The 25,286-nt window shown below is 72.2% G+C and carries 21 protein-coding genes; 10 read left to right on the forward strand and 11 right to left on the reverse strand.

Annotated elements, in window-relative coordinates; translation table 11 throughout:
• Window positions 1-538 precede the first annotated feature (538 nt).
• The 5 genes from ACZ4W9_RS04895 to ACZ4W9_RS04915 all read left to right on the forward strand — a co-directional run bounded on the left by ACZ4W9_RS04895 (window position 539) and on the right by ACZ4W9_RS04915 (window position 7,252).
• A complete protein-coding gene (locus tag ACZ4W9_RS04895; RefSeq protein WP_467933225.1) occupies window positions 539-1,324 on the forward strand; it encodes a class I SAM-dependent methyltransferase in 786 nt (261 codons plus the stop codon).
• A gap of 714 nt (window positions 1,325-2,038) precedes the next feature.
• Window positions 2,039-2,812, forward strand: coding sequence for an isoprenyl transferase (locus ACZ4W9_RS04900; RefSeq protein WP_467933226.1), 774 nt, complete (start codon window positions 2,039-2,041; stop codon window positions 2,810-2,812).
• Window positions 2,813-3,161: 349 nt separating this feature from the next.
• Window positions 3,162-4,487: a PhoH family protein gene (locus ACZ4W9_RS04905; RefSeq protein WP_467933227.1), complete on the forward strand. Its 1,326-nt coding sequence runs from the start codon at window positions 3,162-3,164 to the stop codon at window positions 4,485-4,487.
• A 399-nt stretch (window positions 4,488-4,886) separates the two neighbouring features.
• Window positions 4,887-5,612 (forward strand): aggregation-promoting factor C-terminal-like domain-containing protein, encoded by a 726-nt coding sequence (locus tag ACZ4W9_RS04910; protein ID WP_467933229.1) that lies wholly within the window; start codon window positions 4,887-4,889, stop codon window positions 5,610-5,612.
• Window positions 5,613-5,764: 152 nt separating this feature from the next.
• Window positions 5,765-7,252 (forward strand): AI-2E family transporter, encoded by a 1,488-nt coding sequence (locus ACZ4W9_RS04915; protein WP_467933230.1) that lies wholly within the window; start codon window positions 5,765-5,767, stop codon window positions 7,250-7,252.
• Between the two features lie 21 nt (window positions 7,253-7,273).
• On the opposite strand, the gene ACZ4W9_RS04920 is transcribed toward ACZ4W9_RS04915, so the two are convergent.
• A complete protein-coding gene (locus ACZ4W9_RS04920) occupies window positions 7,274-7,807 on the reverse strand; it encodes an alkyl hydroperoxide reductase (protein WP_030616493.1) in 534 nt (177 codons plus the stop codon).
• Window positions 7,808-7,810: 3 nt separating this feature from the next.
• Complete coding sequence (locus ACZ4W9_RS04925; protein WP_467933232.1) at window positions 7,811-8,365, reverse strand: peroxiredoxin; 555 nt, start codon at window positions 8,363-8,365, stop codon at window positions 7,811-7,813.
• A gap of 132 nt (window positions 8,366-8,497) precedes the next feature.
• Between ACZ4W9_RS04925 and ACZ4W9_RS04930 the strand changes: the two genes are divergently transcribed.
• On the forward strand, window positions 8,498-9,451 hold the full coding sequence (locus ACZ4W9_RS04930; RefSeq protein ID WP_467933233.1) for a LysR substrate-binding domain-containing protein: 954 nt from the start codon (window positions 8,498-8,500) through the stop codon (window positions 9,449-9,451).
• A 68-nt stretch (window positions 9,452-9,519) separates the two neighbouring features.
• On the opposite strand, the gene ACZ4W9_RS04935 is transcribed toward ACZ4W9_RS04930, so the two are convergent.
• The 5 genes from ACZ4W9_RS04935 to ACZ4W9_RS04955 all read right to left on the reverse strand — a co-directional run bounded on the left by ACZ4W9_RS04935 (window position 9,520) and on the right by ACZ4W9_RS04955 (window position 14,391).
• Entirely contained in the window at window positions 9,520-11,853 is a 2,334-nt protein-coding gene (locus tag ACZ4W9_RS04935; RefSeq protein WP_467933234.1) for an ABC transporter permease, read from the reverse strand.
• Window positions 11,850-12,539 (reverse strand): ABC transporter ATP-binding protein, encoded by a 690-nt coding sequence (locus tag ACZ4W9_RS04940; RefSeq protein WP_467933236.1) that lies wholly within the window; start codon window positions 12,537-12,539, stop codon window positions 11,850-11,852. The genes ACZ4W9_RS04935 and ACZ4W9_RS04940 overlap by 4 nt, the downstream gene beginning before the upstream one ends.
• Complete coding sequence (locus ACZ4W9_RS04945) at window positions 12,536-13,060, reverse strand: PadR family transcriptional regulator (protein WP_362197401.1); 525 nt, start codon at window positions 13,058-13,060, stop codon at window positions 12,536-12,538. The genes ACZ4W9_RS04940 and ACZ4W9_RS04945 overlap by 4 nt, the downstream gene beginning before the upstream one ends.
• 159 nt (window positions 13,061-13,219) lie before the next feature.
• Complete coding sequence (locus tag ACZ4W9_RS04950) at window positions 13,220-13,483, reverse strand: type II toxin-antitoxin system antitoxin (RefSeq protein WP_467933237.1); 264 nt, start codon at window positions 13,481-13,483, stop codon at window positions 13,220-13,222.
• Complete coding sequence (locus ACZ4W9_RS04955; protein ID WP_467933238.1) at window positions 13,480-14,391, reverse strand: SPFH domain-containing protein; 912 nt, start codon at window positions 14,389-14,391, stop codon at window positions 13,480-13,482. Before ACZ4W9_RS04955 ends, ACZ4W9_RS04950 begins: the two co-directional genes overlap by 4 nt.
• A gap of 216 nt (window positions 14,392-14,607) precedes the next feature.
• Between ACZ4W9_RS04955 and ACZ4W9_RS04960 the strand changes: the two genes are divergently transcribed.
• Window positions 14,608-16,938, forward strand: coding sequence for a transglycosylase domain-containing protein (locus ACZ4W9_RS04960; RefSeq protein WP_467933240.1), 2,331 nt, complete (start codon window positions 14,608-14,610; stop codon window positions 16,936-16,938).
• A gap of 75 nt (window positions 16,939-17,013) precedes the next feature.
• Here ACZ4W9_RS04960 and ACZ4W9_RS04965 read toward each other — a convergent pair whose 3' ends face one another.
• The 3 genes from ACZ4W9_RS04965 to ACZ4W9_RS04975 all read right to left on the reverse strand — a co-directional run bounded on the left by ACZ4W9_RS04965 (window position 17,014) and on the right by ACZ4W9_RS04975 (window position 21,556).
• Complete coding sequence (locus tag ACZ4W9_RS04965) at window positions 17,014-19,116, reverse strand: SpoIIE family protein phosphatase (RefSeq protein WP_467933241.1); 2,103 nt, start codon at window positions 19,114-19,116, stop codon at window positions 17,014-17,016.
• 268 nt (window positions 19,117-19,384) lie between these two features.
• Window positions 19,385-20,074, reverse strand: a complete 690-nt coding sequence (gene fomD, locus ACZ4W9_RS04970; RefSeq protein WP_467933242.1) for a cytidylyl-2-hydroxypropylphosphonate hydrolase — start codon at window positions 20,072-20,074, stop codon at window positions 19,385-19,387.
• Between the two features lie 84 nt (window positions 20,075-20,158).
• Entirely contained in the window at window positions 20,159-21,556 is a 1,398-nt protein-coding gene (locus ACZ4W9_RS04975; protein WP_467933244.1) for a class II fumarate hydratase, read from the reverse strand.
• A gap of 89 nt (window positions 21,557-21,645) precedes the next feature.
• On the opposite strand from ACZ4W9_RS04975, the gene ACZ4W9_RS04980 reads away from it, so the two are divergent.
• Window positions 21,646-22,149 carry an RICIN domain-containing protein gene (locus ACZ4W9_RS04980; RefSeq protein WP_467933245.1) on the forward strand — a complete coding sequence of 168 codons (504 nt, stop codon included), beginning with the start codon at window positions 21,646-21,648 and terminating at the stop codon, window positions 22,147-22,149.
• On the opposite strand, the gene ACZ4W9_RS04985 is transcribed toward ACZ4W9_RS04980, so the two are convergent.
• On the reverse strand, window positions 22,112-23,782 hold the full coding sequence (locus ACZ4W9_RS04985) for a fumarate hydratase (RefSeq protein ID WP_467933247.1): 1,671 nt from the start codon (window positions 23,780-23,782) through the stop codon (window positions 22,112-22,114). The genes ACZ4W9_RS04980 and ACZ4W9_RS04985 overlap by 38 nt on opposite strands.
• A gap of 212 nt (window positions 23,783-23,994) precedes the next feature.
• On the opposite strand from ACZ4W9_RS04985, the gene ACZ4W9_RS04990 reads away from it, so the two are divergent.
• On the forward strand, window positions 23,995-24,684 hold the full coding sequence (locus ACZ4W9_RS04990) for a DUF1707 SHOCT-like domain-containing protein (RefSeq protein WP_467933248.1): 690 nt from the start codon (window positions 23,995-23,997) through the stop codon (window positions 24,682-24,684).
• Between the two features lie 174 nt (window positions 24,685-24,858).
• Window positions 24,859-25,233: a WhiB family transcriptional regulator gene (locus ACZ4W9_RS04995; RefSeq protein WP_189751127.1), complete on the forward strand. Its 375-nt coding sequence runs from the start codon at window positions 24,859-24,861 to the stop codon at window positions 25,231-25,233.
• Window positions 25,234-25,286 lie beyond the last annotated feature (53 nt).

A 25,286-nucleotide genomic window follows, 5' to 3' on the forward strand; every position in this document is an offset into this window, starting at 1 on the left:
GCCGTCGCCCGGTCGCGGGGGCAGCCGGTCGGAGCGGCACTCTTCGCCCCGGAGGGGCCTGTCGTCCGGTCGCGGGGGCAGCCGGCCCGTCGGAGCTGCTTCCTCCACCCCGGAGGGACCCGTCGCCCGGTCGCGGGGGCAGCCGGTCGGAGCGGCACTCTTCGCCCCGGAGGGGCCCGTCGTCCGGTCGCGGGGGCAGCCGGCCCGTCGGCGCCGCTTCCTCCACCCCGGAGGGACCCGTCGCCCGGTCGCGCGGGCAGCCGGCCCGTCCGAGCCGCTTCCCCTACCCCGGAGGGCCCGTCGCTCGGTCGCGCGGGCAGTCGGCCCGTCGGAGTGGCACTCCTCGTCCCGGCAGGACCCGTCGCCCGGGAGGCTCGGTGCCGGTCGGCCGCCGGCTTCCCCGGCGCCCCGGCCGCCCGGGCGGCCCGCAGCCCGTTCGCCGTGTCCCCGTGATCACGGGCGGCCCGGTCCCCGGCCGAGGCAGCCCGTCACGGGAAAACCGCGGGCCCCCGTGTCGCTCCGCTGGGAGCATGGCCGTATGAGTGCCGAGCGTTCCTTCGAAGATCTCGTGGCCGAGGGCGTCGCCGTGCCCACCGAGGGGTGGGACTTCTCGTGGTTCGAGGGGCGGGCCAGCGAGGCGCGGCCGTCGTGGGGGTACGCCCGGTCGGCCGGGGAGCGGCTGACCCGGGCCGGGGCCGCGCTCGACGTCCAGACCGGCGGCGGGGAGGTGCTGGACTTCGCGCTGGGGCGGGCGGAGCCGGCCCGGCCGCCGCTCGTGGCGGCGACCGAGGGCTGGCCGCCGAACGCGGCCAAGGCCACCGCCCTGCTGCGGCCACGCGGCGTCGTCGTGGTCGCCGCCCCGGACGACGCGCCGCTGCCCTTCGCGGACGAGGCGTTCGACCTGGTGCTCAGCCGGCATCCGGTCCGCCCCCACTGGACGGAGATCGCCCGGGTGCTGCGGCCCGGCGGGACGTACTTCGCCCAGCACGTGGGGCCCGCCAGCGCCTTCGAGCTGGTCGAGTACTTCCTCGGGCCCCAGCCGGAGGAGGCGCGCCGCGCCCGCGACCCCGAGCGGGAGCGCGCCGACGCCGAGGCGGCGGGGCTGGAGGTGGCCGGCCTGCGTGCCCAGCGGCTGCGGATGGAGTTCCACGACATCGCCGCCGTCGTCCATTTCCTGCGCAAGGTCGTCTGGATGGTCCCGGGCTTCACGGTCGAGGCGTACGAGCCACGGCTCCGCGCGCTGCACGAGCGCATCGGGAAGGAGGGGCCGTTCGTCGCGCACAGCGCCCGGCACCTCTTCGACGTACGCAAGCCGGAACGCTGACGACACCGGGTTTCCGCATTGTTATCGACCCTGGGTTCACAGGGGCCCCACCGGTCACATAGGTTCAGACCAAGGTAAATCGCGTCGGCAAAGCCGCGCGGTCGGTGGCGCGCGGTGGAGGGGGCCGCGCGGTGCCGTGGAACCGTCCGGGGCTTTCGCCGGGACGCGGCCGGACCCCGGCCGGGACGCCGTAGCGGAGCGGTCAAGTCCACCGTTCGCCGGCGGGGTCGCCCATCGGGGGGATCCGGGACACCCGCCGGATGATTCCCCCAAGACGGCGTAATCCTTGCGAATCCCTTCGCATTCGACACGATTCTCCTGGGATTCCACTGTGAATCGCCCCGGCAACACCCCTGAATCCCGCATTCCGTCGTCCCCACGGCGTCGCCGGGTGATTCCGGAGAGTAGTTGTGGCACGCCGATGCACCCACCATCCCTTACGAAGGGTTATGGTGGAAACCCCCCCTCGGGCCGGTCCGTCTCCCCCCCACGGACCGGCCCGTTTTTTTCGTGCGGGAGGACGGCGGGGTTCCGGAACCGCCCGGCCCCGGCCCGGCGTCTCCCCGAAGGGGCGTGGCCCCCGGCGGCGCGCACCGCCGCCGCGTGGCCAAACCCCGGGCCGGACCGAGCCCCCGGCAGCGGTAGGCTCGACGGCTCCGGCACCCCCAAGGCTCCGGCACCCCCCTACCCCGCGCCCAACCCCCGGAGGGTCACGTGAACCTGCGCGACAAGCTGCGCGGTCTGCTCGTCAGGCTCTACGCACGCCGGGTGGAAGGTCACCTGGATCACGCTCAGGTGCCCAAGCACATCGGCGTCATCATGGACGGCAACCGCCGCTGGGCGAAGGCGTCCGGCTCCAGCACCGTCCACGGGCACCGGGCCGGTGCCGAGAAGATCGAGGAGTTCCTCGGCTGGTGCTCCGAGACCGACGTCGAGGTAGTCACGCTGTGGCTGCTGTCCACCGACAACTTCGACCGCCCGCAGGAGGAACTGGTCCCCCTGCTCGGCATCATCGAGGACGTCGTGCGCACCCTCGCCGCCGACGGCCGCTGGCGGGTGCACCACGTCGGCACGATGGACCTGCTGCCCGCGGGCATGCAGCGCACCCTGAAGGAAGCCGAGGAGAGCACCGCCCACACCGACGGCATACTCGTCAACGTGGCCATCGGCTACGGCGGCCGGCAGGAGATCGCCGACGCCGTGCGCTCCATGCTGCACGAGGCGCACGACCGGGGCCTGTCGATGGAGGACCTCGCCGAGTCCGTCGACGTCGACATGATCGGCCGTCACCTCTACACAGGCGCCCAGCCCGACCCGGACCTGGTGATCCGCACCAGCGGCGAACAGCGGCTGTCCGGATTCATGCTCTGGCAGACCGCTCACTCCGAGTACTACTTCTGCGAAGTCTTCTGGCCGGCCTTCCGGAAGGTCGACTTCCTGCGCGCCCTGCGCGACTATGCCGCACGTCACCGTCGCTACGGCGGCTGACCGCCCCCGTCCCGCCCCGCCGCCGCCCGGTGACGGGGCGTCGTCGTGCCCCCCGATTGGCACGGACGTCACAAGGAGTTCACCAGCGCGCCGGTGGCCGCATTCGCATGGCGCCGCCCGTTCGAGGGCATAAACCCAACAGGTCGACACCCGAACCACGGGCGTCGTATCTCAGCGGGCGGCTCGGGGCCGTCCGCCCGGGAGGCCCTTTGCACCAGCCCGACCGTGCGGTCACGGCACGGCATCAGCCGCGGAGGGCCGGTTCACGGCCCGCCGCGCGCGGGGGCCAGACACCGGTCCAGCAACTCCTCGTCGCTCCCCGACCACATCCGAGGGGGTACGTCCTTCCGTGGTGACCAGCACACAGCGCCACAAGCCCGACCGGCGCACGTATGTTCTCGACACCAGCGTCCTGCTGGCCGACCCGAACGCCCTGACCCGCTTCGACGAGCACGAGGTCGTGCTCCCCATCGTGGTGGTCACGGAGTTGGAGGCCAAGCGGCACCATCCCGAACTCGGCTACTTCGCCCGGCAGGCCCTGCGCCTGCTCGACGACTACCGGGTCCGGCACGGCCGCCTCGACGCCCCGATTCCGACCGGGGACCTCGGCGGAACGCTCCGGGTCGAGCTCAACCACTCGGACCCCAGCGTGCTGCCCACGGGCTACCGACTGGGCGACAACGACTCCCGCATCCTCGCGGTGGCCCGCAACCTCCAGGCGGAGGGATACGACGTCACCGTCGTGTCGAAGGACCTCCCGCTGAGGATCAAGGCGTCCTCCGTCGGTCTCCTCGCCGAGGAGTACCGGGCCGAACTCGCCATCACGGAGAACTCCGGCTGGACCGGGATGTCGGAACTCACCCTGCCCGGCGAACAGGTGGACATCCTCTTCGAGGAAGGACACGTGTACGTCCCGGAGGCGTCCGGCCTGCCCGTGCACACCGGTCTGACCATCCAGTCCGAACGCGGCAGGGCCCTCGGCCGGGTCACCGCCGAGGGCAACGTCCGCCTGGTGCGCGGCGACCGGGAGGCGTTCGGCATCAAGGGCCGCAGCGCCGAACAGCGCATCGCGCTCGACCTGCTCCTCGACCCGGACATCGGGATCGTCTCGATGGGCGGCCGGGCCGGCACCGGCAAGTCGGCGCTGGCGCTGTGCGCGGGCCTGGAAGCCGTCCTGGAACGCCGCCAGCACCAGAAGGTGATGGTCTTCCGGCCGCTGTACGCGGTCGGCGGGCAGGAGCTCGGCTATCTGCCGGGCACCGAGGCGGAGAAGATGAGCCCCTGGGCGCAAGCCGTCTTCGACACCCTCTCGGCGGTCACCAGCCGCGAGGTCATCGAGGAGGTCACCGCGCGCGGGATGCTGGAGGTCCTCCCGCTGACCCACATCCGCGGCCGCTCGCTGCACGACGCCTTCGTGATCGTGGACGAGGCCCAGTCGCTGGAGAAGAACGTCCTGCTGACGGTGTTGTCCCGGATCGGGGCGGGCTCCCGGGTGGTCCTCACCCATGACGTGGCCCAGCGGGACAACCTGCGGGTGGGGCGGTACGACGGAGTGGTCGCCGTGGTGGAGAAGCTGAAGGGGCATCCGCTCTTCGCCCACGTCACGCTGACCCGGTCCGAGAGATCCCAGATTGCCGCACTTGTGACCGAGATGCTGGAGGACGGTCACATCTGACACACCCCGCCCAGCGGCTGGCGCCGCCCGGCAAAGGCAAAGAGCCTAGCCGGGCGGCGCCGTCGTGCGTGGAGCTTTCCTGAAATCCCCAGGGCCAAACGGGATGTGAGCTTTCACACGCAACACAGAATTGCCACGCGGCGTCCGGTTACGGCAGAGTCTCGTTCCTGTCAGGCCCCGCATACGACACAGTCGTACCCCCAGCGGTACGGCGCCCCGCAGGCCCCGCCAACTCCATACAGATCGTCGTATGCCGCCCGCGCACCACGCGGCGCTCCCCTTCGGGGAGTTGCCCACCGGGCCCGTGCCTCCCGTGACCCCGCAGTTGGGAGGCCTGTGCCAGGGGCACGATCGCGTCCGCCAGGGTCACCGAAGCGGGCGATGCTGGAAGGAAACCGTGTGAGCCGGATTTCGGTCCGGGGACTCGCAGTGGCCTCGGCCACCGCGGTCACCGCTGTCGGAAGCGTCGTCGGCGTTGCCTCGGGCAGCACCGCGCAGGCCAACGACGCCGCCGAGGCGACGGCAGCCGACACCACGCTCCTCGCGGACATACCCGCGGGTCAGCAGGCGCAGGTGCAGACCGCGTCCCTCACGCAGCAGGCCGACGCCCAGGCCATCGCGGCGGACGCGACCGCCAAGAAGGACGCCGAGGAGGCGGCCCGCATGGCGGCCGCCGAGACCGCGATCGCGAAGAAGGCGGCCGCCGAGAAGAAGGCGGCCGAGGCCGCCAAGGCGGCCAAGGAGGCCAAGGAGCGGCTGGAGGCCAAGGCCGAGGCCAGCCGCGGTGGCACCGACGTCCGCGACTCCTCCAGCTTCCCGGCCCAGGGCAGCTACAGCGTGGGGCAGATCCAGGCGATGGCGCGCCAGATGGTGGCCGGCAACCAGTTCCAGTGCTTCAGCAACATCGTGGACCACGAGTCCAGCTGGAACTACCAGGCGGTCAACGCCTCCTCCGGTGCCTACGGTCTCTTCCAGGCCCTGCCCGCCGGCAAGTACGCCTCGGCCGGCGCCGACTGGCGGACCAACCCGGCGACCCAGATCAAGTGGGGCCTCAACTACATGAACGAGCGGTACGGCAGCCCCTGCGAGGCCTGGACGTTCTGGCAGGGCAACCACTGGTACTAGGCCGCCCGCCGGCCCGTCCGGCCGCAGCTCACCCTCGCGCAGCCCTTCCCCCGTCCTCAGGGGAGGGGCTTTCGCCCTGTACGGTCTTACGCGGACGACTCCTCGGGGGAGTGGTGGCGAGGACGCGGAGACGCGGGGGAAGAGGACGGAGCATGGCGCGAGTGCCACGGTGGCTGGGCCGGCTCGGACGCGGTCTGGCCGAGATGAGCGAGCGGCTCGACGAGCGCCGCGCGGAGGTGGAGAAGGAGCAGGACGAACCCGTCGGCCCCGGGTCCGGGGCCGGGACGTCCGGCGCCGAGGCGGCCCCGGCCGCCCGCGCGAGCGCGCCGGGACCCGCCCGCCGCGCCGCCGCGCCGTCCGGGCGCCGGCCCGACCCCGCCGAGGCCGTGCCCTGGGGTGTCCGGGTCGCCGCCGAGGCGGGCTGGCGGCTGCTGGTGCTGGCCGGCACCCTGTGGGTGCTGATGCGGGTCATCAGCGCGGTGCAGCTGGTGGTGTTCGCCTTCGTCATCGCCCTGCTGGTCACCGCCCTGCTCCAGCCGACGGTCGCCCGGCTCACCCGCCGGGGGGTGCCGCGCGGCCCGGCCACCGCGCTCACCGCCATCAGCGGCTTCGTCGTCATCGGCCTCATGGGCTGGTTCGTGACCTGGCAGGTCATGGAGAACATCGACACGCTCTCCAACCAGATCCAGTCCGGCATCGACGACCTGCGCAACTGGCTGCTGAAGAGCCCCTTCCACGTCACCGACAAGCAGATCAACCAGATCGCCAAGAACCTGCGCGAGGCGATCGGCGCCAACGCCGACCAGATAACGTCCGCGGGCCTGGAGGGCGTCCAGGTCATCGTGGAGGCGCTGACCGGCATCCTGCTGGTGTTCTTCTCGACGCTCTTCCTGCTCTACGACGGCAAGCGGATCTGGGAGTGGTTCCTGAAGCTGGTGCCCGCCGCCGCCCGCCCGGGCGTGGCCGGCGCCGGTCCGCGGGCCTGGCGCACCCTGACCGCGTACGTGCGCGGCACGGTGCTGGTCGCCCTCATCGACGCGATCTTCATCGGCATCGGCATCTACTTCCTGGACGTGCCGATGGCCGTCCCGCTGGCCGTGTTCATCTTCCTGTTCTCGTTCATCCCGCTGGTCGGCGCCGTCGCCTCCGGCGCGCTCGCGGTGATCGTCGCGCTGGTCACCCAGGGCGTGTTCACGGCGGTGATGACCCTGGTGGTGGTGCTCGCGGTCCAGCAGATCGAGGGCCATGTGCTCCAGCCGTTCATCCTCGGCCGCGCGGTCCGGGTGCACCCGCTGGCGGTGGTCCTGACCGTGGCCGCCGGCGGCATGGTGGCCGGCATCGGCGGCGCGGTGGTGGCCGTACCGCTGGTCGCCGTGACGAACACGGTGGTGGGGTACCTGCGGACGTACGCGCGGCAGCAGGCCGGGGAGGGCGAGGACGACGAACCCGCCGGGGGCGAGGCGGGCGCCGCGGCCCCCGGCGAGGGCGGCGAGGAGGCTTCCGGCGAGGGCGGCGAGAAAGCCCCCGAGAGCACGGAGGCCGCCGGTGCCGGCACCGGGGAGAAGGCCCCCGCCGGGAACGCGGGGAACGCTCCCCGCGAGGGGGCGAAGGACGACGAAAACCCCGCTCACACGGAGTGAGCGGGGCCTTCGGGACGAGTCCTACTCGGCCAGGACGGCCTCGGCGTCCACGGTGACGGCGATCGCCTGCACCACGGAGGCGATCTTGAACGCCTCCTGGACGGTCTCGCGCTCCACGCCGGCCTTGCGCAGCACCTGCTCGTGCGAGTCCAGGCACATGCCACAGCCGTTGATCGCGGAGACCGCGAACGACCACAGCTCGAAGTCGACCTTCTCCACGCCCGGGTTGCCGATGACGTTCATCCGCAGGCCCGCGCGCAGGGTGCCGTACTCGTGGTCGGACAGCAGGTGCCGGGTGCGGTAGAAGACGTTGTTCATCGCCATGATGGCGGCGGCCGACTTGGCGGCCTGGTACGCCTCCGGCGACAGGTTCGCCTTCGCTTCCGGCTCCAGCTCACGCAGCACGATCGGGGAGCGGGAGGCGATCGCGGTCGCCAGCACCGTGCCCCACAGCTGCTGCGCCGGCAGCTCCGAGTTGCCGATGACCGAGCCCAGGTTGAGCTTCAGGTCCTTGGCGTAGTCCGGGATCCGGGACTTCAGGGAGTCGAGGGACACGGGTCACTCACCAGCCAGCAGCGCGACCGGGTCGAGGGTCTCCTCGCCCTTGGACCAGTTGCAGGGGCACAGCTCGTCGGTCTGCAGGGCGTCCAGCACCCGCAGGACCTCCTTGGGGTTGCGGCCCACGGAACCGGCGGTGACCATCGTGAACTGGATCTCGTGGTTCGGGTCGACGACGAAGACGGCGCGCTGGGCGTAGCCGTCCTCACCCTCGATGCCGAGGTCGCGCATCAGCTCGTGCTTGGGGTCCGCCATCATCGGGAACGGCAGGTCGGTCAGGTCCGGGTGGTCCTTGCGCCAGGCGTGGTGCACGAACTCGGAGTCACCGGAGAAGCCGAGGATCTGGGCGTCGCGGTCGGCGAACTCGTCGTTCAGCTTCCCGAACGCGGCGATCTCGGTCGGGCACACGAACGTGAAGTCCTTGGGCCAGGCGAAGACCACGAGCCACTTGCCCTCGTAGGACTTGTGGTTGATCTGCTGGAACTCCTTGCCCTTCTCCAGTGAGACGCAGGCGGTCAGATCGAACTCGGGGAACTTGTCACCGACAGTGAGCACGGACTCTCCTTGCAGCGAAGAAACTTCCCTTTTGGGGTGTTTCCCAGGGGTTGGACTCTGACGATGGTGGCACAGGGTGCATTGATTAGGGAAATAGCTACACTCGGTCGTGTTGATTGGAGGCGGTTATCAGTGACGACCGGCAACGGGAAGCGACGGCAGCCCACGCTGTCGCAGCTGCGGGCATTCGTCGCCGTGGCCGAGCACCTGCACTTCCGGGACGCGGCGGCGGCCATCGGGATGAGCCAGCCCGCCCTGTCCGGTGCCGTCTCCGCGCTGGAGGAGACCCTCGGGGTGACCCTCCTCGAGCGTACGACGCGCAAGGTACTGCTCTCGTCGGCGGGGGAGCGGCTGGCCGTGCGGGCCAGGGCGGTGCTGGACGAGGTCGGCGCGCTGCTGGAGGAGGCCGAGGCGGTCCGGGCGCCGTTCACGGGCGCGCTGCGCCTCGGGGTGATCCCGACCGTCGCGCCCTATCTGCTGCCGGCCGTGCTCCGGCTGGTCCACGAGCGCTATCCGCAGCTCGACCTCCAGGTGCACGAGGAGCAGACCGCCAGCCTGCTGGACGGCCTGCTCTCCGGCCGGCTCGACCTGCTGTTGCTGGCGGTGCCGCTCGGTGTGCCCGGCGTGGTCGAACTCCCGCTGTTCGACGAGGACTTCGTGCTGGTCACCCCGCTCGACCACTGGCTCGGCGGCCGGGAGGGCATACCCCGCGAGGCGCTGAAGGAGCTGCATCTGCTGCTCCTGGACGAGGGCCACTGCCTGCGTGACCAGGCCCTCGACATCTGCCGGGAGGCGGGCCGCGAGGACGCGCCGGTCACCACCACGGCCGCCGGACTGTCCACGCTGGTCCAGCTGGTGGCGGGCGGCCTCGGCTGCACGCTGCTGCCGCGCACCGCGCTGAAGCTGGAGACCTCCCGCAGCAGCCAGTTGCTCACCGGCGCCTTCGCCGACCCCGCCCCGAGCCGCCGCGTCGCCTTCGCCATGCGCGCGGGCGCGGCCCGCGCGGCGGAGTACGAGGAACTGGCGGCGGCGCTGCGAGGCGCGCTGCGGGCGATGCCGGTACGCGTGCTGGACGGCGCCGGCTAGCGCTCCGGGGGAGGGCGGTCGTGCGGTGCGCGGTTCCCCGCGCCCCTTCGGGCACGGGGGTGGTCCGCCTACTCCGTCCGCAGCCCCTCCGGCCGCATCATGCGCAGCAGCGGCGGCAGGCTCAGCAGCGTGACCACCAGGACGACTCCCGCGCCCGCGCCGGCCATCGACAGCACGCTCGCCCACTCCACGGACACCGTCGTGTCCGTCATCTTCAGCAGCACCGCGCCGAGGGCCAGGCCCACCGCCGAGGCCAGCAGCAGGCCGAGCGTGATCGGCACCGCCGTCTGCCACAGCACCGACAGCCCCAGCGTGCGGCGCCGGGTGCCGAAGGCGACCAGCGACGACAGCAGCTTGCGCCGCTCGCGCAACTGCTCCAGCTGGGAGACCAGCAGGCTCGCCCCGATCAGCGCCAGCACACAGACCGCGCCGAGGAACAGGCCGGTGCGCAGGGAGGTGTACTTGCGGGACTGGGTGGTCGCCGCCCAGTGCCAGACGCTCGAGAGCCGGTCCACCCGTGCCGCCGTGTTCCGCACGTACTGGTCCGCTTCCGGCACCGACAGGTCCAGGCGGACGTAGACCTGGTGGTACAGGGTCGGCGCGGCCTCGGCGGGCAGCGCGGACGGGGTGAGCAGCAGTCCGTTGACGTTCGACTGGAGCGCGTCCTCGCGCGCGGTGGCCCGGCGCAGTCCGGCCGGCACCGTCCAGGGGATCTCGCGCCCGCGTACGCCCTCCGAGTAGGTGGCGTCGATGAAGCCCTCACGGCCCGGCCGCAGGGAGGCCCGGGCCGCGGCGCTGTCGTTCGGGTCCGGGACGACGAACACGTCACCGTCCCGGCAGGACGGCAGGTGGGCCAGCTCGCGCAGCGCGGCACAGTCGCCGACGGTGATGCCCGTCGTGATGTCCGGGTCGCTGCGCCGGTCGCCCATCGAGCCGGAGGAGATCGCCACCGCCGCCCGGACGCCCTTGGTGCGCGGGAACTCGCGGGCCGCCGCCGGCAGCGCGGTCCCGTTCGAGAGGTCGATCTGCACCGACGCCCGCTCCGGGTCCTGGCCGGTCTCCTTGGTGTACTGGCTCTCCACCCCCGCGAACAGCATCTGCAGCGCGATCGCCCCGGCCACGGCGACGGCGATGCCGTTGACCATGCGGGCCGCCGTGCCGCTGCTCAGCTGCAGCCGCCGTACGGCCAGCTGCCAGGAGACCGGTCCCGCGCCGAGCCGGGCCACGGCCGCCTCCACCAGCCAGGGCAGCAGCGCGCTGACGCCGACCAGGAGCAGCAGGACGCCGCCGACGACCAGGTACTCGTTGAAGTCGCCGTGGGAGCGGCCGTTGCCGATCATGGGGACCAGCATCGCCAGGCCCGCCACCGGCGGCAGCAGCCGCCACCACAGGCGCCGCCGGGCCTGCTTGGCCGTGCGCACCACACCGAGCGGTTCGACGGCCACCCCGCGCATCGCGAACAGCGTCACTCCCACCGCGGCGGCCGGAACCGCCACCGCGACCAGGACGACCAGCACCGGGGAGGGGTTCAGATAGCTGGGGAAGAAGCTCTCCCCCAGCACCTCGACCGAGCCCGCCGCCTGCCGTCCGATCAGGAAGAACACCGTCCCGACGGCCAGGCCGAGCAGTGCTCCGGCCAGTGCCTCGCCCGCCGCGATCCGGCGGGTCATCCGGCGGTCGGAGCCCACCAGCCGCAGCGCGGCCAGCCGGCGGTCGCGCCGTTCGCCGCCGAACCGCACGGCCGCCGCGATGAACACGGCGACCGGTGTGAGCAGGACGACGAACACCACCAGCGTCATCATGATGAGCACCGGGTCGGCCCGCTCGGTCGTCGGACGCCGGTCGCCGAACGCGGTCAGCCGCACCACGCGCGAGCTGTTCTCCTTCACCGTCAGGTCGTCGGCGCCCGCGTAGAAGGCCAGTTCGTGCGAGCCGATCAGCCCGGGCTCGCCGATCGTGCCGGTGATCCGTTCCGGCAGCCGTTCGCGCAGCAGCCGGCCCCCGTCGGAGGAGAGCAGCTTCTCCAGCTCGGGCGAGACCACCATCTCGCCCGGCGCGGGGAAGCGGTCCACGCCCGGCGGCAGCGGTGCCCGCGCGCCTTCGGGCTCCAGGAAGCGGCCCCGGACGTCCTCGTCGTGCCACTTGGTGTCGCCCATGGCGACCAGCACGGTGTTCTCGCCCTTCGGCGGCACCTTCGCGCTGTAGGTGAGGTCCGTGCGGGCCTCCTCGCGCTGGTGCCGTGCCGTCAGCACGTTCGGCAGCGCGGTCGTCAGCAGCAGCAGCGCCACGCCGAGGCCCACGCCGACCGCCGTCAGCACCATCCGGACCCAGCCCTCGCGCCCGCCGGTGACCGCGAACCGGACGCCCATGCCCAGGTCCCTGGTCCACTGCCGGATGTTCATATGGCGCGCTCCATGTCCCGGGACCTGCCGTCGCGCACGACGATCTCCCGGTCGGAGTAGGCGGCCACCCGGGCCTCGTGGGTGACCAGCACCACGGCCGTGTTGGCGGAGCGGGCCGCGTCGGTCAGCAGCTCCATCACCCGCTCGCCGTTGAGGGAGTCGAGCGCGCCGGTCGGTTCGTCGGCGAAGATCACCCGGGGGCCGGTGACCAGGGCGCGGGCCACCGCGACCCGCTGGCCCTGGCCGCCGGAGACCTCGCCGGGCCGCTTGTCCCGGAGGTCGTCCACCTCCAGGCGTTCCATCCAGGTGAGCGCGGCCCGTTCGGCCTCCTTGCGGGGGCGGCCGTTCAGCCGCAGCGGCAGGGCCACGTTCTCCACACAGGTCAGCTCCGGGACCAGCTGGCCGAACTGGAAGACGAAGCCGAAGTCGCGGCGGCGCAGCGCGCTGCGTTCGGTGTCGCCCAGGCCGGCGAGTTCGCGGCCGTCGTAGGTGATGGAGCCGGAGTCGGGCGGCACGATGCCGGCCAGGCAGTGCAGCAGCGTCGACTTGCCGGAGCCGGAGGGGCCCATCACGGCGACGACCTCGCCGGGGTGGATGGAGAAGCCGGCGCCGTCGAGGGCGACGGTGGGGCCGTAGGACTTGCGCAGGTCCTCGGCGGCGAGCAGGGAGCCGGGGGGAGGGGTCACCGGGTCACCGCCGCACGGAGCTTGTCGAGGCGCGCGGCGGTGAGTTCCAGCCAGCGCAGGTCCGCCTCCAGGTGGAACAGGGCGTGGTCGCAGATCAGCTGGTCGGCGAGGTCGCCCTTGCGCTTGCGGTCGGTGAGGATGCGCATGCTGCGCAGGTGCTCGGACCGCTGGGTGTCGAGGATGTCGGCGGCGTCGCGGTGGGTGAGGAGGGCGAGGACGACCTTGGTGTAGAGGGTCGACTGGAGGTACTCCTCCGGCTTCTCCGGGGTGGCGAGCCAGCGCTCGACGTCGGTGACGCCTGCGTCGGTGATGGCGTACCGCTTGCGCTCGGGGCCGCCGCCGGCCTCGATCCCGTCGACCTCCACGAGACCGTTCTTCAGCAGCCGGGACATCGTGGAGTAGACCTGGCCGTAGTGCAGCGGCCGGTCGTGACCGAACTTCTCGTCGAAGGCCCGCTTGAGGTCGTAGCCGTGGCGCGGGCCGGACTCCAGGAGCCCGAGGAGGGTGTGACCGATGGACATGGAAGCACTCTACACACCGTGTATACGCTCGATGTATACACACCGTGCAGAGGGCCGGTGCGAGGGTCCGTCGGCGCAGGTGGGACGCCTTTGTCAGGGTTCCGTAACAGCCGGACCCCGGTACGGCGAAGGCCGGGCCCCTTGAGGGAGGGGTCCGGCTCAGGGCGGTGGCGGCGGGGTGCCGGGGGCGGGGCCGGGGTCGCCGGGCGGCCGGCCCCGGCGCGGCAGCGGGCCGGCGTCCCGGGGCAGCCGCCCGGCCTCCGCGAGGGCGCGCCGCAGCAGGAACTCGATCTGCGCGTTCGCCGACCGCAGCTCGTCCCCGGCCCAGCGGACCAGTGCCTCGTACACCGACGGGTCCAGCCGCAGCAGCACCTGCTTGCGCTGCCGCGGCCGGACCTTCGGCGGCTCCGACGGATCGGTCACTGGTAGAGGGTTCCGGTGTTCAGGACCGGCTGGGGGGCGCGGTCCCCGCACAGCACCACCATCAGGTTCGACACCATCGCCGCCTTCCTCTCGTCGTCCAGCTCCACGATGTCCGCCTCCGCTATCCGGGCCAGCGCCGCCTCCACCATGCCCACGGCGCCGTCCACGATCTGCCGCCGGGCCGCGACGACCGCGCCCGCCTGCTGCCGCTGGAGCATCGCCGAGGCGATCTCGGGAGCGTACGCGAGATGCGTGAACCGCGACTCGACGATCTCCACTCCGGCCGCCTCCACCCGCGCCTGGAGCTCGCGGGCCAGCTTCTCGGTGATCTCCTCGGCGTTGCCGCGCAGCGAGAGGCCGTCCTCGTCGTGGGCGTCGTAGGGGTACTCGATGGCGATGTGCCGTACGGCCGTCTCGGTCTGCGTGGCGACGAACTCGGCGAAGTCGTCGACCTCGAAGGTGGCCTGCGCGGTGTCCCGGACCTTCCACACCACGACCGCGGCCAGCTCGATCGGGTTGCCGTAGGCGTCGTTGACCTTCAGTACGGCGGTCTCGTGGTTGCGCACCCGGGTGGAGATCCGGGTCCGGGAGGTGAAGGGGTTCACCCAGCGCAGGCCGTCCTGCCGGATCGTGCCCCGGTAGCGTCCGAAGAGCTGGACGACCCGGGCCTCGCCCGGCGCGACCGTGTTCAGGCCGCGCATCGCGATGAGGGCGGCGAGGAGCACGACGACACCGGCGGCGATGAGCCCGCCCCGCCCGCCGGGCGAGGAGACGGCCCCGGCGGTCGCGAACAGCGCGGCGGCGGCGCCGAGCCCGAGCAGGCCGAGCAGCAGGGCGAGCCCGCCGCCGATGCTGTGCGCCTGGAACTCGCGCACACGCGGAGCGGGCATCTCGGGTATGTCGGACATGGGTGACCCCCCGGTTCGGTGTCTTGTAGCGTCGGTCTAGCTAAGTGATAACACTTTCCTCGGAGCAGGCAACCCTGTACCGCTCCCGAACGTCGGTTCCTTGGGGGCGGGTGCTGATTGTCACGTCCGCAAAAGACCGGATCGGACGCCCTTTGTCATATAGGCGGGTGTTAGCTTTCGGAGCTGACCCCGAGACGGAAGCGAGCGTAGGGACCCATGGGACGAGCGGAAGAGAGACGAGCGCGACAGCGTGGCGGTCACCGCGCGGCGCCCCAGCGCCGCCGCTCCGAACCCACGGCGGCCGGAAAGCCCGCCAAGAGCCTCCTGCGCCGCATGTTCACCTGGAAGAAGATCCTCGGCACCGTCTTCGGGGTGTGCCTGCTGGCCATCCTCGGCTTCGTCGGCCTGTACCTGTACGTCGACATCCCCGAGGGCAACGCCGCCGCCCAGCAGCAGAGCAACGTCTACAAATTCAGCGACGGAACGCTGCTGGCCCGCAACGGCAAGGTCAACCGCGAGATCGTGGACCTGTCCAAGGTGCCCCGCAAGGTCCAGCTGACCTTCGTCGCCGCCGAGAACAAGAGCTTCTACAGCGACTCCGGCGTCGACTTCAAGGGCACCGCCCGCGGCCTGCTCAACACCCTGCGCGGCCGGGGCAAGCAGGGCGGCTCCACGATCACCCAGCAGTACGTCAAGAACTACTACCTCAACCAGGACCAGACCGTCACGCGCAAGCTGAAGGAACTGGTCATCTCGTTGAAGGTGGACCGCGAGAAGTCCAAGGACGACATCCTCGCCGGTTACATCAACACCAGCTACTACGGCCGCAACGCCTACGGCATCCAGGCCGCCGCCCAGGCCTACTTCCGCGTCGACGCCGAGGACCTCACGGTCGAGCAGGGCGCCTATCTTGCCGCGCTGCTCCAGGCGCCGAGCCAGTACGACTGGGCCGTGGCGACCGACACCGGCAAGCGGCTGGTCACCGAGCGCTGGAACTACGTCCTGGACAACATGGCCGAGGAGGGCTGGCTCCCCAAGGCCACGCGCTCCGCCATGCGCTTTCCCGTGATCAAGGAGCCCAAGGGCGCCCCCGGCCTCGACGGGCAGAAGGGCTACCTGGTCGAACTCGCCAACCAGCAGCTCGAGCAGCGGCTCATGGAGCAGGAGGGCCTGACCCAGTCGCAGGCGGAGAACGCGGTCATGGAGAAGGGCTGGACCATCACCCTCAACATCGACCGCAAGAAGCAGGCCGCGCTGGAGAAGGCCGTCCGCAACGAGCTGACCGGCAAGCTCAACAAGACCAAGCGCAAGGTCGACGGCGACATCCAGCCCGGCGCGGTCTCCGTGGACCCGGAGACCGGCAAGATCGTCGCGCTCTACGGCGGCCAGAACTACTACGAGCACTACTACAGCAACGCCACTCGCAGGGACTACCAGCCCGCCTCCACCTTCAAGCCGGTCATCCTCGCCGCCGCGCTGGAGCGCGAGGCCACCACGCAGGACGGCAAGCCCATCACCGCCGACACCGTCTACGACGGCAGCAACCGGCGCCCGGTGCTGGACCACGGCCGCCCGGTCGGTTTCGCCCCGCCCAACGAGGACGACGTCGACTACGGCCCGATCACCGTCCAGCAGGCGATGAACAAGTCCGTCAACTCCGTCTTCGCGCAGATGGGCGTGGACGTCGGCATGGACAAGGTCATGAGCACCGCGGGCACCCTCGGCATGAACACCAAGGGCATGCAGGCGGTGCCCGCCCAGACGCTCGGCTCGATGGGCGCGAGCCCCCTGGAGATGGCCGGCATCTACGCCACCTTCGCCAACCACGGCCACAAGGTGACCCCGACCATCATCAAGTCCGCGGAGAACCGGGGCCGCACGGTGGACCTGCCGGACCCGGTCGGCGGCTCGGTGATCAGCCGCACGGCCGCCGACACGGTCACCTCGGTGCTCACCGGCGTGGTGGACGACGGCACGGCCAGCCGGTCCGTGGCCGCCAACCCGCTGCGCGACGGCCAGCAGGTGGCGGGAAAGACCGGCACCTCCGACGAGAACAAGTCCGCCTGGTTCACCGGCTACACCCCCGACCTGGTCACCTCCGTCGGCCTGTTCGGCGAGGACCCGAAGAGCCACAAGCACGTCTCCATGACGGGCGCGACCGGACTGCTGCCGGCGCCCGGCCGGATCAACGGCGGCGGCTACCCGGCGGAGATATGGGCCGCCTACACCTTCGGCGTGACCGACCGGTCCGCGTTCGAACTGGACACCACCCAGGGCGCCGCCGTCGCACCGACGAAGACGCCGACCAGCGAGCCGCCGACCCCCTCCCGGACGCCGACGCACACGCCGACCAGCGAGCCGCCGACCTCCTCCGCGCCGCCGTCGCAGACGCCGTCCGAGACGCCGAGCCACACCCAGTCGCCGTCCCACTCGCCGTCGCAGACGCCGCCGTCCCAGACGCCCACCACCGAGCCGCCGTCCCAGACCCCCACCGGGGACCCGTTCGACCCGGACGAGGACCTCGGGCAGGACTGGCACACCGGCTGACGCGCGCACGGCCCACGCGAAAGGGGCGCCCGGACAATCTCCGGGCGCCCCTTCGCATGAGCCGTGCGCGACGGCTCAGCGGTTCAGCTCGAACCAGACCACCTTGCCGGTGCTCAGCCGGGTCGCGCCCCAGCGCCGGGCCAGTTTGTTGACCAGGTACAGGCCGCGCCCGCCCTCGTCGGTGGCCCGGGCCTGCCTGAGGCGCGGCAGCTGCGGCACGTCGTCGCCGACCTCGCAGCGCAGCACGTCCGTGCGCAGCAGCCGCAGCGTCACCGGCCGCGACGCGTACCGCACCGCGTTCGTCACGACCTCGCTGACCAGCAGCTCCACCGAATCCGACAGGTCCTCCAGGTCCCAGCGGGCGAGCGCCCGGCGGGCCAGCCGGCGGGCCTGGCCGGGGGCCGTGCGTTCCGGCTCCAGCGTCCAGTACGCGACATCGCTCGGCGCGATCCCGTCGAACCGGGCGGCGAGCAGCGCGATGTCGTCGTCCCGGTCGCCCGGGCCGAGCATGTCCAGCACCTCGTCGCACAGCGCTTCCAGCGGCGGCGGATGGTCCGGCCCCGTCAGCCGGGCGGTCGCGGCCAGCCGCTCGCGCAGCTGCTCTATGCCGGTCCACACGTCCCGCAGCCGGGACTCCACCAGCCCGTCGGTGTACAGCAGCAGGGTCGCCCCGGCGGGCGCGTCCAGCTCCACCGCCTCGAAGTCCACCCCGCCGACGCCGATCGGCGCGCCCGGCGGCACCCGCAGCACCTCCGCCCGGCCGCCCAGGTGCAGCAGCACGGGCGGCGGATGGCCGGCGTTGGCGATCGTGATGCGGTGCGTCACCGGGTCGTAGACCGCGTACAGACAGGTCGCCATGCGGTCGGTGCCCAGGCGCTGCGCCTGCTCGTCGAGGTGGTGCAGCACCTCCTGCGGCGGCAGGTCGAGCCCGGCCAGCGTCTGCGCGGTGGTGCGCAGCTGGCCCATGATCGCCGCCGAGGTCATCGAGTGGCCCATCACATCGCCGACGACCAGGGCGACCCGGCTGCCCGGCAGCGGGATCGCGTCGTACCAGTCGCCGCCGACCCGCGCCGTCTCCGCCGCCGGCAGATACCGCGAGGCCAGCCGGACACCGGTGGGCCGGGGCAGGGTCTCGGGCAGCATGGTGCGCTGCAACTCGTCGGCGATGTACGCCTCCCGGCCGTACAGCACCGCCTTGTCGATGCCGAGCGCGCTGTGCGTGGCCAGCTGGGCGGCCACCAGCAGGTCGTCCGCCTCGAACGCCGGCTGGTCCGGGCGGCGCAGGAACAGCGCCGCACCGATCACCCGGCGCCGGCCGCGCAGCGGCGCGAGGATCGCGTGCTGCCCGCCCGGTACGACCTCCTCGCCGCTCTCGCCGAGCAGTTCGGGCAGCGCGGCCCGGGCGGCGGGCGCGTCGGCGAACACCGGACGCACCCCGCGCAGCACCTCGTTCAGCGCGCCGCCCGGCCGCACCTCGCACAGCTCGGTGGTCAGCGCCGACAGGTCCGCCAGCACGGACGGCTCCGGCTCCGGCTCGAACGCCGACGGCAGCAGCACCCCGTCGGTGTCCCGCTCGTCCGGTATCCGGTCGGTGCGGCGCAGCCGCAGCACCACCGGGCCGGTGGGCCGTTCGTCGCCGACCGGCAGCGGGTCGCGCAGATAGACCAGGATCGCGTCCGAGAACGTCGGCACGGTGGCCCGGCACAGACCCATCACGATCTCGTCCAGGTCGAGCCCGCGGGCGATGCGCCGGGTGGCCGCGCCCACGAACCTGAGCCGGTCCCCGTCGCGCCGCATGGGCATCGGCCGCCCCGAGGGCACGACCCGCCCGGCACGGCGCTCCGGACCCTCCGGCGCACGCTCCTGGCCGGCCCCGGGCTGCGCCGGGATGCCGTCCGGCGCGGGGCGCGGGCGCAGCGCGCCGGGTTCGGTGATGGCGGGCTGGGAGTGTTCGGGGCCGCCCACCGGGTGCTCCTTCCCCATGCCGTCCTTTCCCTTGCCACGGGACGCGGCCGTGCCCGGCCCGGCGGGCGTGGTGTCGGTACGGGCCTGTGCGGGTAAGGCCGGGTCGCCGAGCGGCCGCGCGGACTGCTCCGGGGTACGCGGGGGCGCCCCGCGGGCCTCCGCGGGGTCGGCGCCCGGCTGGGGGCGCTCGATGGAGGTGGGCTGCTCCGTCACGCGTGTCGCATCCGTCCGTCCGGGGCTGCGCGCCGGATGCGCCGGGCGCGCAGTTGGTCCCGCCGAAGTCCCGATACCCGCAATACGTGCCCAGGGAACGGAATTCCCGCGGGGCCGGCTTTCGTGGTGGTGCCCTGGTACCCCTCGCTCACGTCCTGCCGTCCCTCGGTGACGATCGGTCAGCCCCGGCGCATGCTCCGGTAGTTGCGTTCACGCGCCCTTGCGGAGGACGATCCTACGTTTCCCGTCCGGGGGCGCATCAAGGGTCTCATGAGGACACATGCGCGGGCGTGCGGTCCCAGTCCTCGGGTAGAGAAGGTACCGCCCAGGAGGGGTCCGGGCGCCAGTCCTGCCAGCCGTCCGGGAACGGCGGGCCCCACGCCCGGATCACCTCCACGGCCTCCCGGCCCGCCGCCCGCACCCGTTCGGCGGTCGCCGGGTCCATCAGGCCGTCCCGCTGGGCCTGGGCGAACTCGTCCTCGTCCCGCCAGTGCCACCTGCGGTCGGGGCCGACGGTGATGTCCAGGAAGTGGTCCTCGGAGTCCACCCCGCCCGCCCAACGCGCGAGCGGCTGCTCCAGGTTGACGTACCAGTTCTTGAAGCGCCAGCCCGGCTCCCAGAACAGCCACACCGACCAGGGCCGGCCGGGCTGGGCCAGCTTCAGCACGCCCGTGCCGAACCAGCGGTCCCGCTGGACCGTGCGCGGCTTGGTGTAGCGGGACTCCAGCGGCTCCAGGTGCACGGGCGTGCCGTCGGCCAGGACCGGTTTCACGCACTCGGTACCGGGGGCCAGCCACACGGCCAGCAGGTCGGCGTCGTCGCGTACGACGGTGACGGGCCGGGCGATGTGGAACTGCTCGCCCCCGTTCTCCCGGTAGCGCCACAGGATGTGCGTTCCCGGGGCCCAGTGCGTCACCGCTCCCGCCGTCACTCGTGCCCTCGCTCCGTCGTCCGTCATGGACAGATTTTAGGTGCCCCCGGCATACGACGCTGCGGTGCGCGTCACGGCCGTCCCGGGTGGCCGGAAACGTTCGTTAGCGGGCTACGGGCGCGTCATCCGCAGGACGTCCAGCGCCTCGTCGAGCTGGGCGAGCGTCAGGTCCCCGCGCTCCACGTACCCGCTGTCCAGGACGACTTCGCGGATCGTCCTGCGTTCGGCGAGGGACTTCTTGGCGACCTTCGCGGCCTCCTCGTAACCGATGTACTTGTTCAGCGGGGTGACCACGGACGGGGACGACTCGGCGTACTCGCGGGCGCGTTCGCGGTCGGCGGTGATGCCGTCGATCGTCCGGTCGGCCAGCAGCCGGGAGGCGTTGGCGAGCAGCCGGATGGACTCCAGGACGTTCTTGGCGAGGACCGGGAGCATCACGTTCAGCTCGAAGTTGCCCGCGGCGCCGGCCGTGGTGATGGTGGCGTCGTTGCCGATGACCTGCGCGGCGACCATCAGCACGGCCTCGGGGACGACCGGGTTGACCTTGCCCGGCATGATCGAGGAGCCGGGCTGGAGGTCGGGCAGCCGAATCTCGGCGAGGCCGGTGCGCGGGCCGGACGACATCCAGCGCAGATCGTTGGCGATCTTCGTCAGGCCGACCGCGATGGTCCGCAGCTGCCCGCTGGTCTCCACGATGCCGTCGCGGGCGCCCTGGGCCTCGAAGTGGTCGCGGGCCTCGGTGAGCGGCAGCCCGGTGACCCGGGCGACCTCCTTGATGACGGCGGCGGAGAACCCGGGCGGGGTGTTGATGCCGGTGCCCACCGCCGTGCCGCCCAGCGGCAGCTCGGCCAGGCGCGGCAGGGATGCCTCCAGCCGCTCGACGCCGTGGCGGACCTGTGCCGCGTACCCGCCGAACTCCTGGCCGAGGGTCACGGGGGTGGCGTCCATCAGGTGGGTGCGCCCGGACTTCACGACGTCGGCGAACTCGGCGGACTTGCGCTCCAGGGCCGCGGCCAGGTGCTCCAGGGCCGGGATCAGGTCGTGGGTGACGGCCGCGGTGGCCGCGATGTGGATCGAGGACGGGAAGACGTCGTTGGACGACTGCGAGGCGTTGACGTGGTCGTTGGGGTGCACGTCACGGCCGAGCCGCTCGGTGGCGAGCGTCGCGATGACCTCGTTGGTGTTCATGTTGGACGAGGTGCCGGAGCCGGTCTGGAACACGTCCACCGGGAAGTGCTCGTCCCAGGTGCCGGCGGCGACCTCCCCGGCCGCCTCCCGGATCGCCCGCGCGATGTCCCCGTCCAGCACTCCCAGTTCGGCGTTCACCTTGGCCGCGGCCGCCTTGATGCGGGCCAGGGCCTCGATGTGGGCGCGTTCGAGGCGCTGTCCGGAGACGGGGAAGTTCTCGACGGCGCGCTGGGTCTGCGCACGCCACTTGGCATGGGCCGGGACCCGGACCTCGCCCATCGAGTCGTGCTCGATCCGGTACTGCGGCTCTTCGGTCGTCATCGTCGTACCTCCGAAAACATGAGCACGTGTCGCGTCACACGTATTCCCCGACTGACTACCCGCCAGTGAATACCGGGGGTGACACCTGCTTGGGGGAGGCGCCATGCAACGCCTGGGACGACGCGTTCCGCCCGCTGACCGGCCAGGCCACCGGCGCCTGCCTCGACGCCTCGGGCGGATCGAGCGCCGACGGCACCGAGGTGGTCGGCTGGGACCGCCGCGGGGGCCGCAACGAGGGCTGGTGGTACGACGCCGGGCGGGGCGCGCTGTACGTGGAGCTGACCCACGACCGGTGCCTGGACGTGCCGGACGGCTCCTGCGCCGCCGGGACGGGCCTGGTCCTGTGGAACTGCCACGGCGGCGCCGACCAGCGGTTCGTCCGCCAGGCGGGCACGATCCGCCCGGCGGCGGCGCCGGGCCTGTGCCCGACCCTGACGGCGGCGAAGGAGCGGGTCGGGCTCCGGACCCGCGACGGCTCGGCGGCCCGGCGCTTCAGCCGACGGGGAACCGGGGCGGGCGCCTTTCGTCCGGTGCCCGCCCCGGCCCGCGTGCTGCCTAGGCCAGCCCGGGGCCCCGCACCGGAATGGTGGTGAACGTCGGCTGGGGAGCGGGGTCCTGGAAGAAGTCGTTGCCCTTGTCGTCCACGACGATGAACGCCGGGAAGTCCTCGACCTCGATCTTCCAGACGGCCTCCATGCCCAGCTCCTCGTACTCCAGGACCTCCACCTTCTTGATGCAGTCCTGGGCCAGGCGGGCGGCCGGGCCGCCGATGGAGCCGAGGTAGAAGCCGCCGTGCGCCGCGCAGGCGTCGGTGACCTGCTTGCTGCGGTTGCCCTTGGCGAGCATCACCTTCGAGCCGCCCGCCGCCTGGAACCGCTCCACGTAGGAGTCCATGCGGCCGGCCGTGGTCGGGCCGAAGGAACCGGAGGCGTAGCCCTCGGGGGTCTTGGCCGGGCCGGCGTAGTACACCGGGTGGTCCTTCAGGTACTGCGGCATCTCCTCGCCCGCGTCCAGCCGCTCCTTGATCTTGGCGTGCGCGATGTCCCGCGCCACGACCAGCGGACCGGTCAGCGACAGCCGCGTCTTGACCGGGTACTTGGTCAGCTCGGCGAGGATCGTGTCCATCGGCTGGTTCAGGTCGATCCGCACCACGTCGGAGGACTCGTCCAGGTGCTCGTCCGTGGTCTCGGGCAGGAACCGCGCCGGGTCGGTCTCCAGCTGCTCCAGGAAGACGCCCTCGGGCGTGATCTTCGCGAGCGCCTGGCGGTCGGCCGAGCAGGAGACGGCGATGGCGACCGGGCAGGACGCGCCGTGCCGGGGCAGCCGGACCACGCGGACGTCGTGGCAGAAGTACTTGCCGCCGAACTGCGCGCCGATGCCGATCCTCTGCGTCAGTTCGAAGACCTTCTCCTCCAGCTCCTTGTCCCGGAAGCCGTGGCCGAGCGGCGAGCCCTCGGCCGGCATGTTGTCCAGGTAGTGCGCGGAGGCGTACTTGGCGGTCTTCAGCGCGAACTCGGCGCTGGTGCCGCCGACGACGATCGCCAGGTGGTACGGCGGGCAGGCGGCCGTACCGAGCGAACGGATCTTCTCCTCCAGGAACTTCATCATGGAGGACTCGTTCAGGACGGCCTTCGTCTCCTGGTACAGGAAGGACTTGTTGGCCGAGCCGCCGCCCTTGGCCATGAAGAGGAACTTGTAGGCGCCGCCGTCGGTCGCGTACAGCTCGATCTGGGCCGGCAGGTTGGAGCCGGTGTTCTTCTCCTCCCACATGGTGAGCGGAGCCATCTGCGAGTAGCGCAGGTTCAGCTTGGTGTAGGCGTCGAAGATGCCGTGCGAGAGGTGCTTCTCGTCCTCGCCCGCCGTCAGCACGTGCTGCCCGCGCTTGCCCATGACGATCGCGGTGCCGGTGTCCTGGCACATGGGCAGCACGCCGGCCGCCGCGATGTTCGCGTTCTTCAGCAGGTCCAGCGCCACGAACTTGTCGTTCGCCGACGCCTCCGGGTCGTCGATGATCCGGCGCAGCTGCGCCAGGTGGGCCGGGCGCAGATAGTGCTGGATGTCGTGGATGGCCTCCTCGGCCAGCTTGCGCAGCGCCTCCGGCTCCACCTTGAGGAACGTCCGGCCGTCCGGTCCCTCGACGGTGGACACGCCCTCGGAGGTCACCAGCCGGTACGGGGTGGTGTCCTCGCCCTGGGGGAGCAGATCGGTGTACGCGAACTCAGGCATCTCAGCCCATTCCTCACTCTGACGGACGACCGCCCGCCGACGCTGGCGAGCCTCCCCAGCGTAGAACCTGCCGCCGGCGGCGAACCTGTGAGGTAAGGCTCAGTCGGCGGTGCCCCGGGTGGGCGGCGCCCCGGGCGGGGATGCTCCGGGGGGCGCGGGGGCGCTCCCGGCCGGGACTGTCGCGATCTATCGTGTTTCGGTACGCTGCGGCCGTGGACCTTCACCAGCAGACCGCACCCACACCCGCGACCGAGCTGCGCGCCTCGGACGCCGACCGCGACCGGGTCGCCGACATCCTCCGCGAGGCCCTGGCCGAGGGCCGGCTGACCGCCGACGAGCACGCCGAGCGCGTGGACGGGGTCCTGAACGCCAAGACGGTGGGCGAGCTGGAAACCTTCATCCGGGACCTGCCCGCCGCCTACGCACGCCCGGCCGCCCCCGCCTACACCCCCGTCCCGCCCCGCCCCGAGCCGGGCGCGATCCCCGCGGAGGCCGACGCGAACGTGGTGGCGGTGTTCAGCAGCGCGATGCGCCGGGGCCGCTGGCGCGCCGGGCGCCGGCTGCACGCGTACGCGGTCTTCGGCAGCGTGGAGATCGACCTCAGCGAGGCGATCTTCGAGTACCAGCAGGTGGTCGTCAAGGCGGTCGCGGTCTTCGGCGAGGTCCAGATCCGGGTCCCGGAGAACATCTCCCTGCGCGGCACCGGGGGCGGGGTGCTCGGCAAGTTCGAGGTGAGCCCGCTGGACTCGGTCGACTCCGGCGCGCCGGTGGTCTACGTCGACGGCTGGGCGGTCCTCGGCAGCGTGGAGGCGCGGCCCCGGCGCGGCCGGACCGTCTCGGACATCCTGGAGCGCGTCCAGGACAAGGTCGACCGGAAACTGCGCCGGCACCTCGGCCGGTGACGGTCGTGAATCCGCCGGTGACCGGAACGCTCCGGTGCGCCGGCGGCGCCGGCCCGGGGGCATGAACGAGCCGCCGCGTGCTCGCCGGTGCCAACGCTGTGCATAGGCGCACGCACAGCGGGTAGGCCTTGCTGCATCGTCTCTCGCTCGCGAAGCCGTCGTCAGGAGTAGACCGTGCTGCAACCGCCGCATTCGTCCCTGCAGGTAGCTGGCGTTCCGGCCCAGCGGGTGCCAGCGCGAGACAGGGACCAAGACGCACCCTGGCACACCGAGGCGGTGTGCCGGCGCGACGAGGCCGGCCTGTTCTTCGCCCCGTCGAAGGAGCCCACCGCCGCCCGGCTCTCCCGCGAGGAGGCGGCCAAGCGGGTCTGTGCCCGCTGCCCGGTCATGGTCGAGTGCCGCGAGCACGCCCTGCTCCAGCCCGAGCCCTACGGCGTCTGGGGCGGCCTGACGGCGGCCGAGCGCCGGGTGGTGCTGGCCCGGCGCCGCCGCCGGGAAGTGGAGCTGAAGAAGGCGGCGCGGGCGGCGGCGAACCGCATGGCGGGCTGAGACGGACACCGCGGAAAGGGGCACCCTCCGCACGGAGGGTGCCCCTTCTCTCG

The organism is Streptomyces sp. NPDC029296, from assembly GCF_055569255.1.

Excerpts from the sequence above, each read along its gene's own strand:
- ACZ4W9_RS04975 (WP_467933244.1), bottom strand. The coding sequence starts at position 21,556 with ATGACGACCGAAGAGCCGCAGTACCGGATCGAGCACGACTCGATGGGC.
- ACZ4W9_RS04955 (WP_467933238.1), bottom strand. The coding sequence starts at position 14,391 with ATGTCCGACATACCCGAGATGCCCGCTCCGCGTGTGCGCGAGTTCCAG.
- ACZ4W9_RS04915 (WP_467933230.1), top strand. The coding sequence starts at position 5,765 with ATGGCGCGAGTGCCACGGTGGCTGGGCCGGCTCGGACGCGGTCTGGCC.
- fomD (WP_467933242.1), bottom strand. The coding sequence starts at position 20,074 with ATGACGGACGACGGAGCGAGGGCACGAGTGACGGCGGGAGCGGTGACG.
- ACZ4W9_RS04985 (WP_467933247.1), bottom strand. The coding sequence starts at position 23,782 with ATGCCTGAGTTCGCGTACACCGATCTGCTCCCCCAGGGCGAGGACACC.
- ACZ4W9_RS04945 (WP_362197401.1), bottom strand. The coding sequence starts at position 13,060 with ATGTCCATCGGTCACACCCTCCTCGGGCTCCTGGAGTCCGGCCCGCGC.
- ACZ4W9_RS04935 (WP_467933234.1), bottom strand. The coding sequence starts at position 11,853 with ATGAACATCCGGCAGTGGACCAGGGACCTGGGCATGGGCGTCCGGTTC.
- ACZ4W9_RS04960 (WP_467933240.1), top strand. The coding sequence starts at position 14,608 with ATGGGACGAGCGGAAGAGAGACGAGCGCGACAGCGTGGCGGTCACCGC.
- ACZ4W9_RS04895 (WP_467933225.1), top strand. The coding sequence starts at position 539 with ATGAGTGCCGAGCGTTCCTTCGAAGATCTCGTGGCCGAGGGCGTCGCC.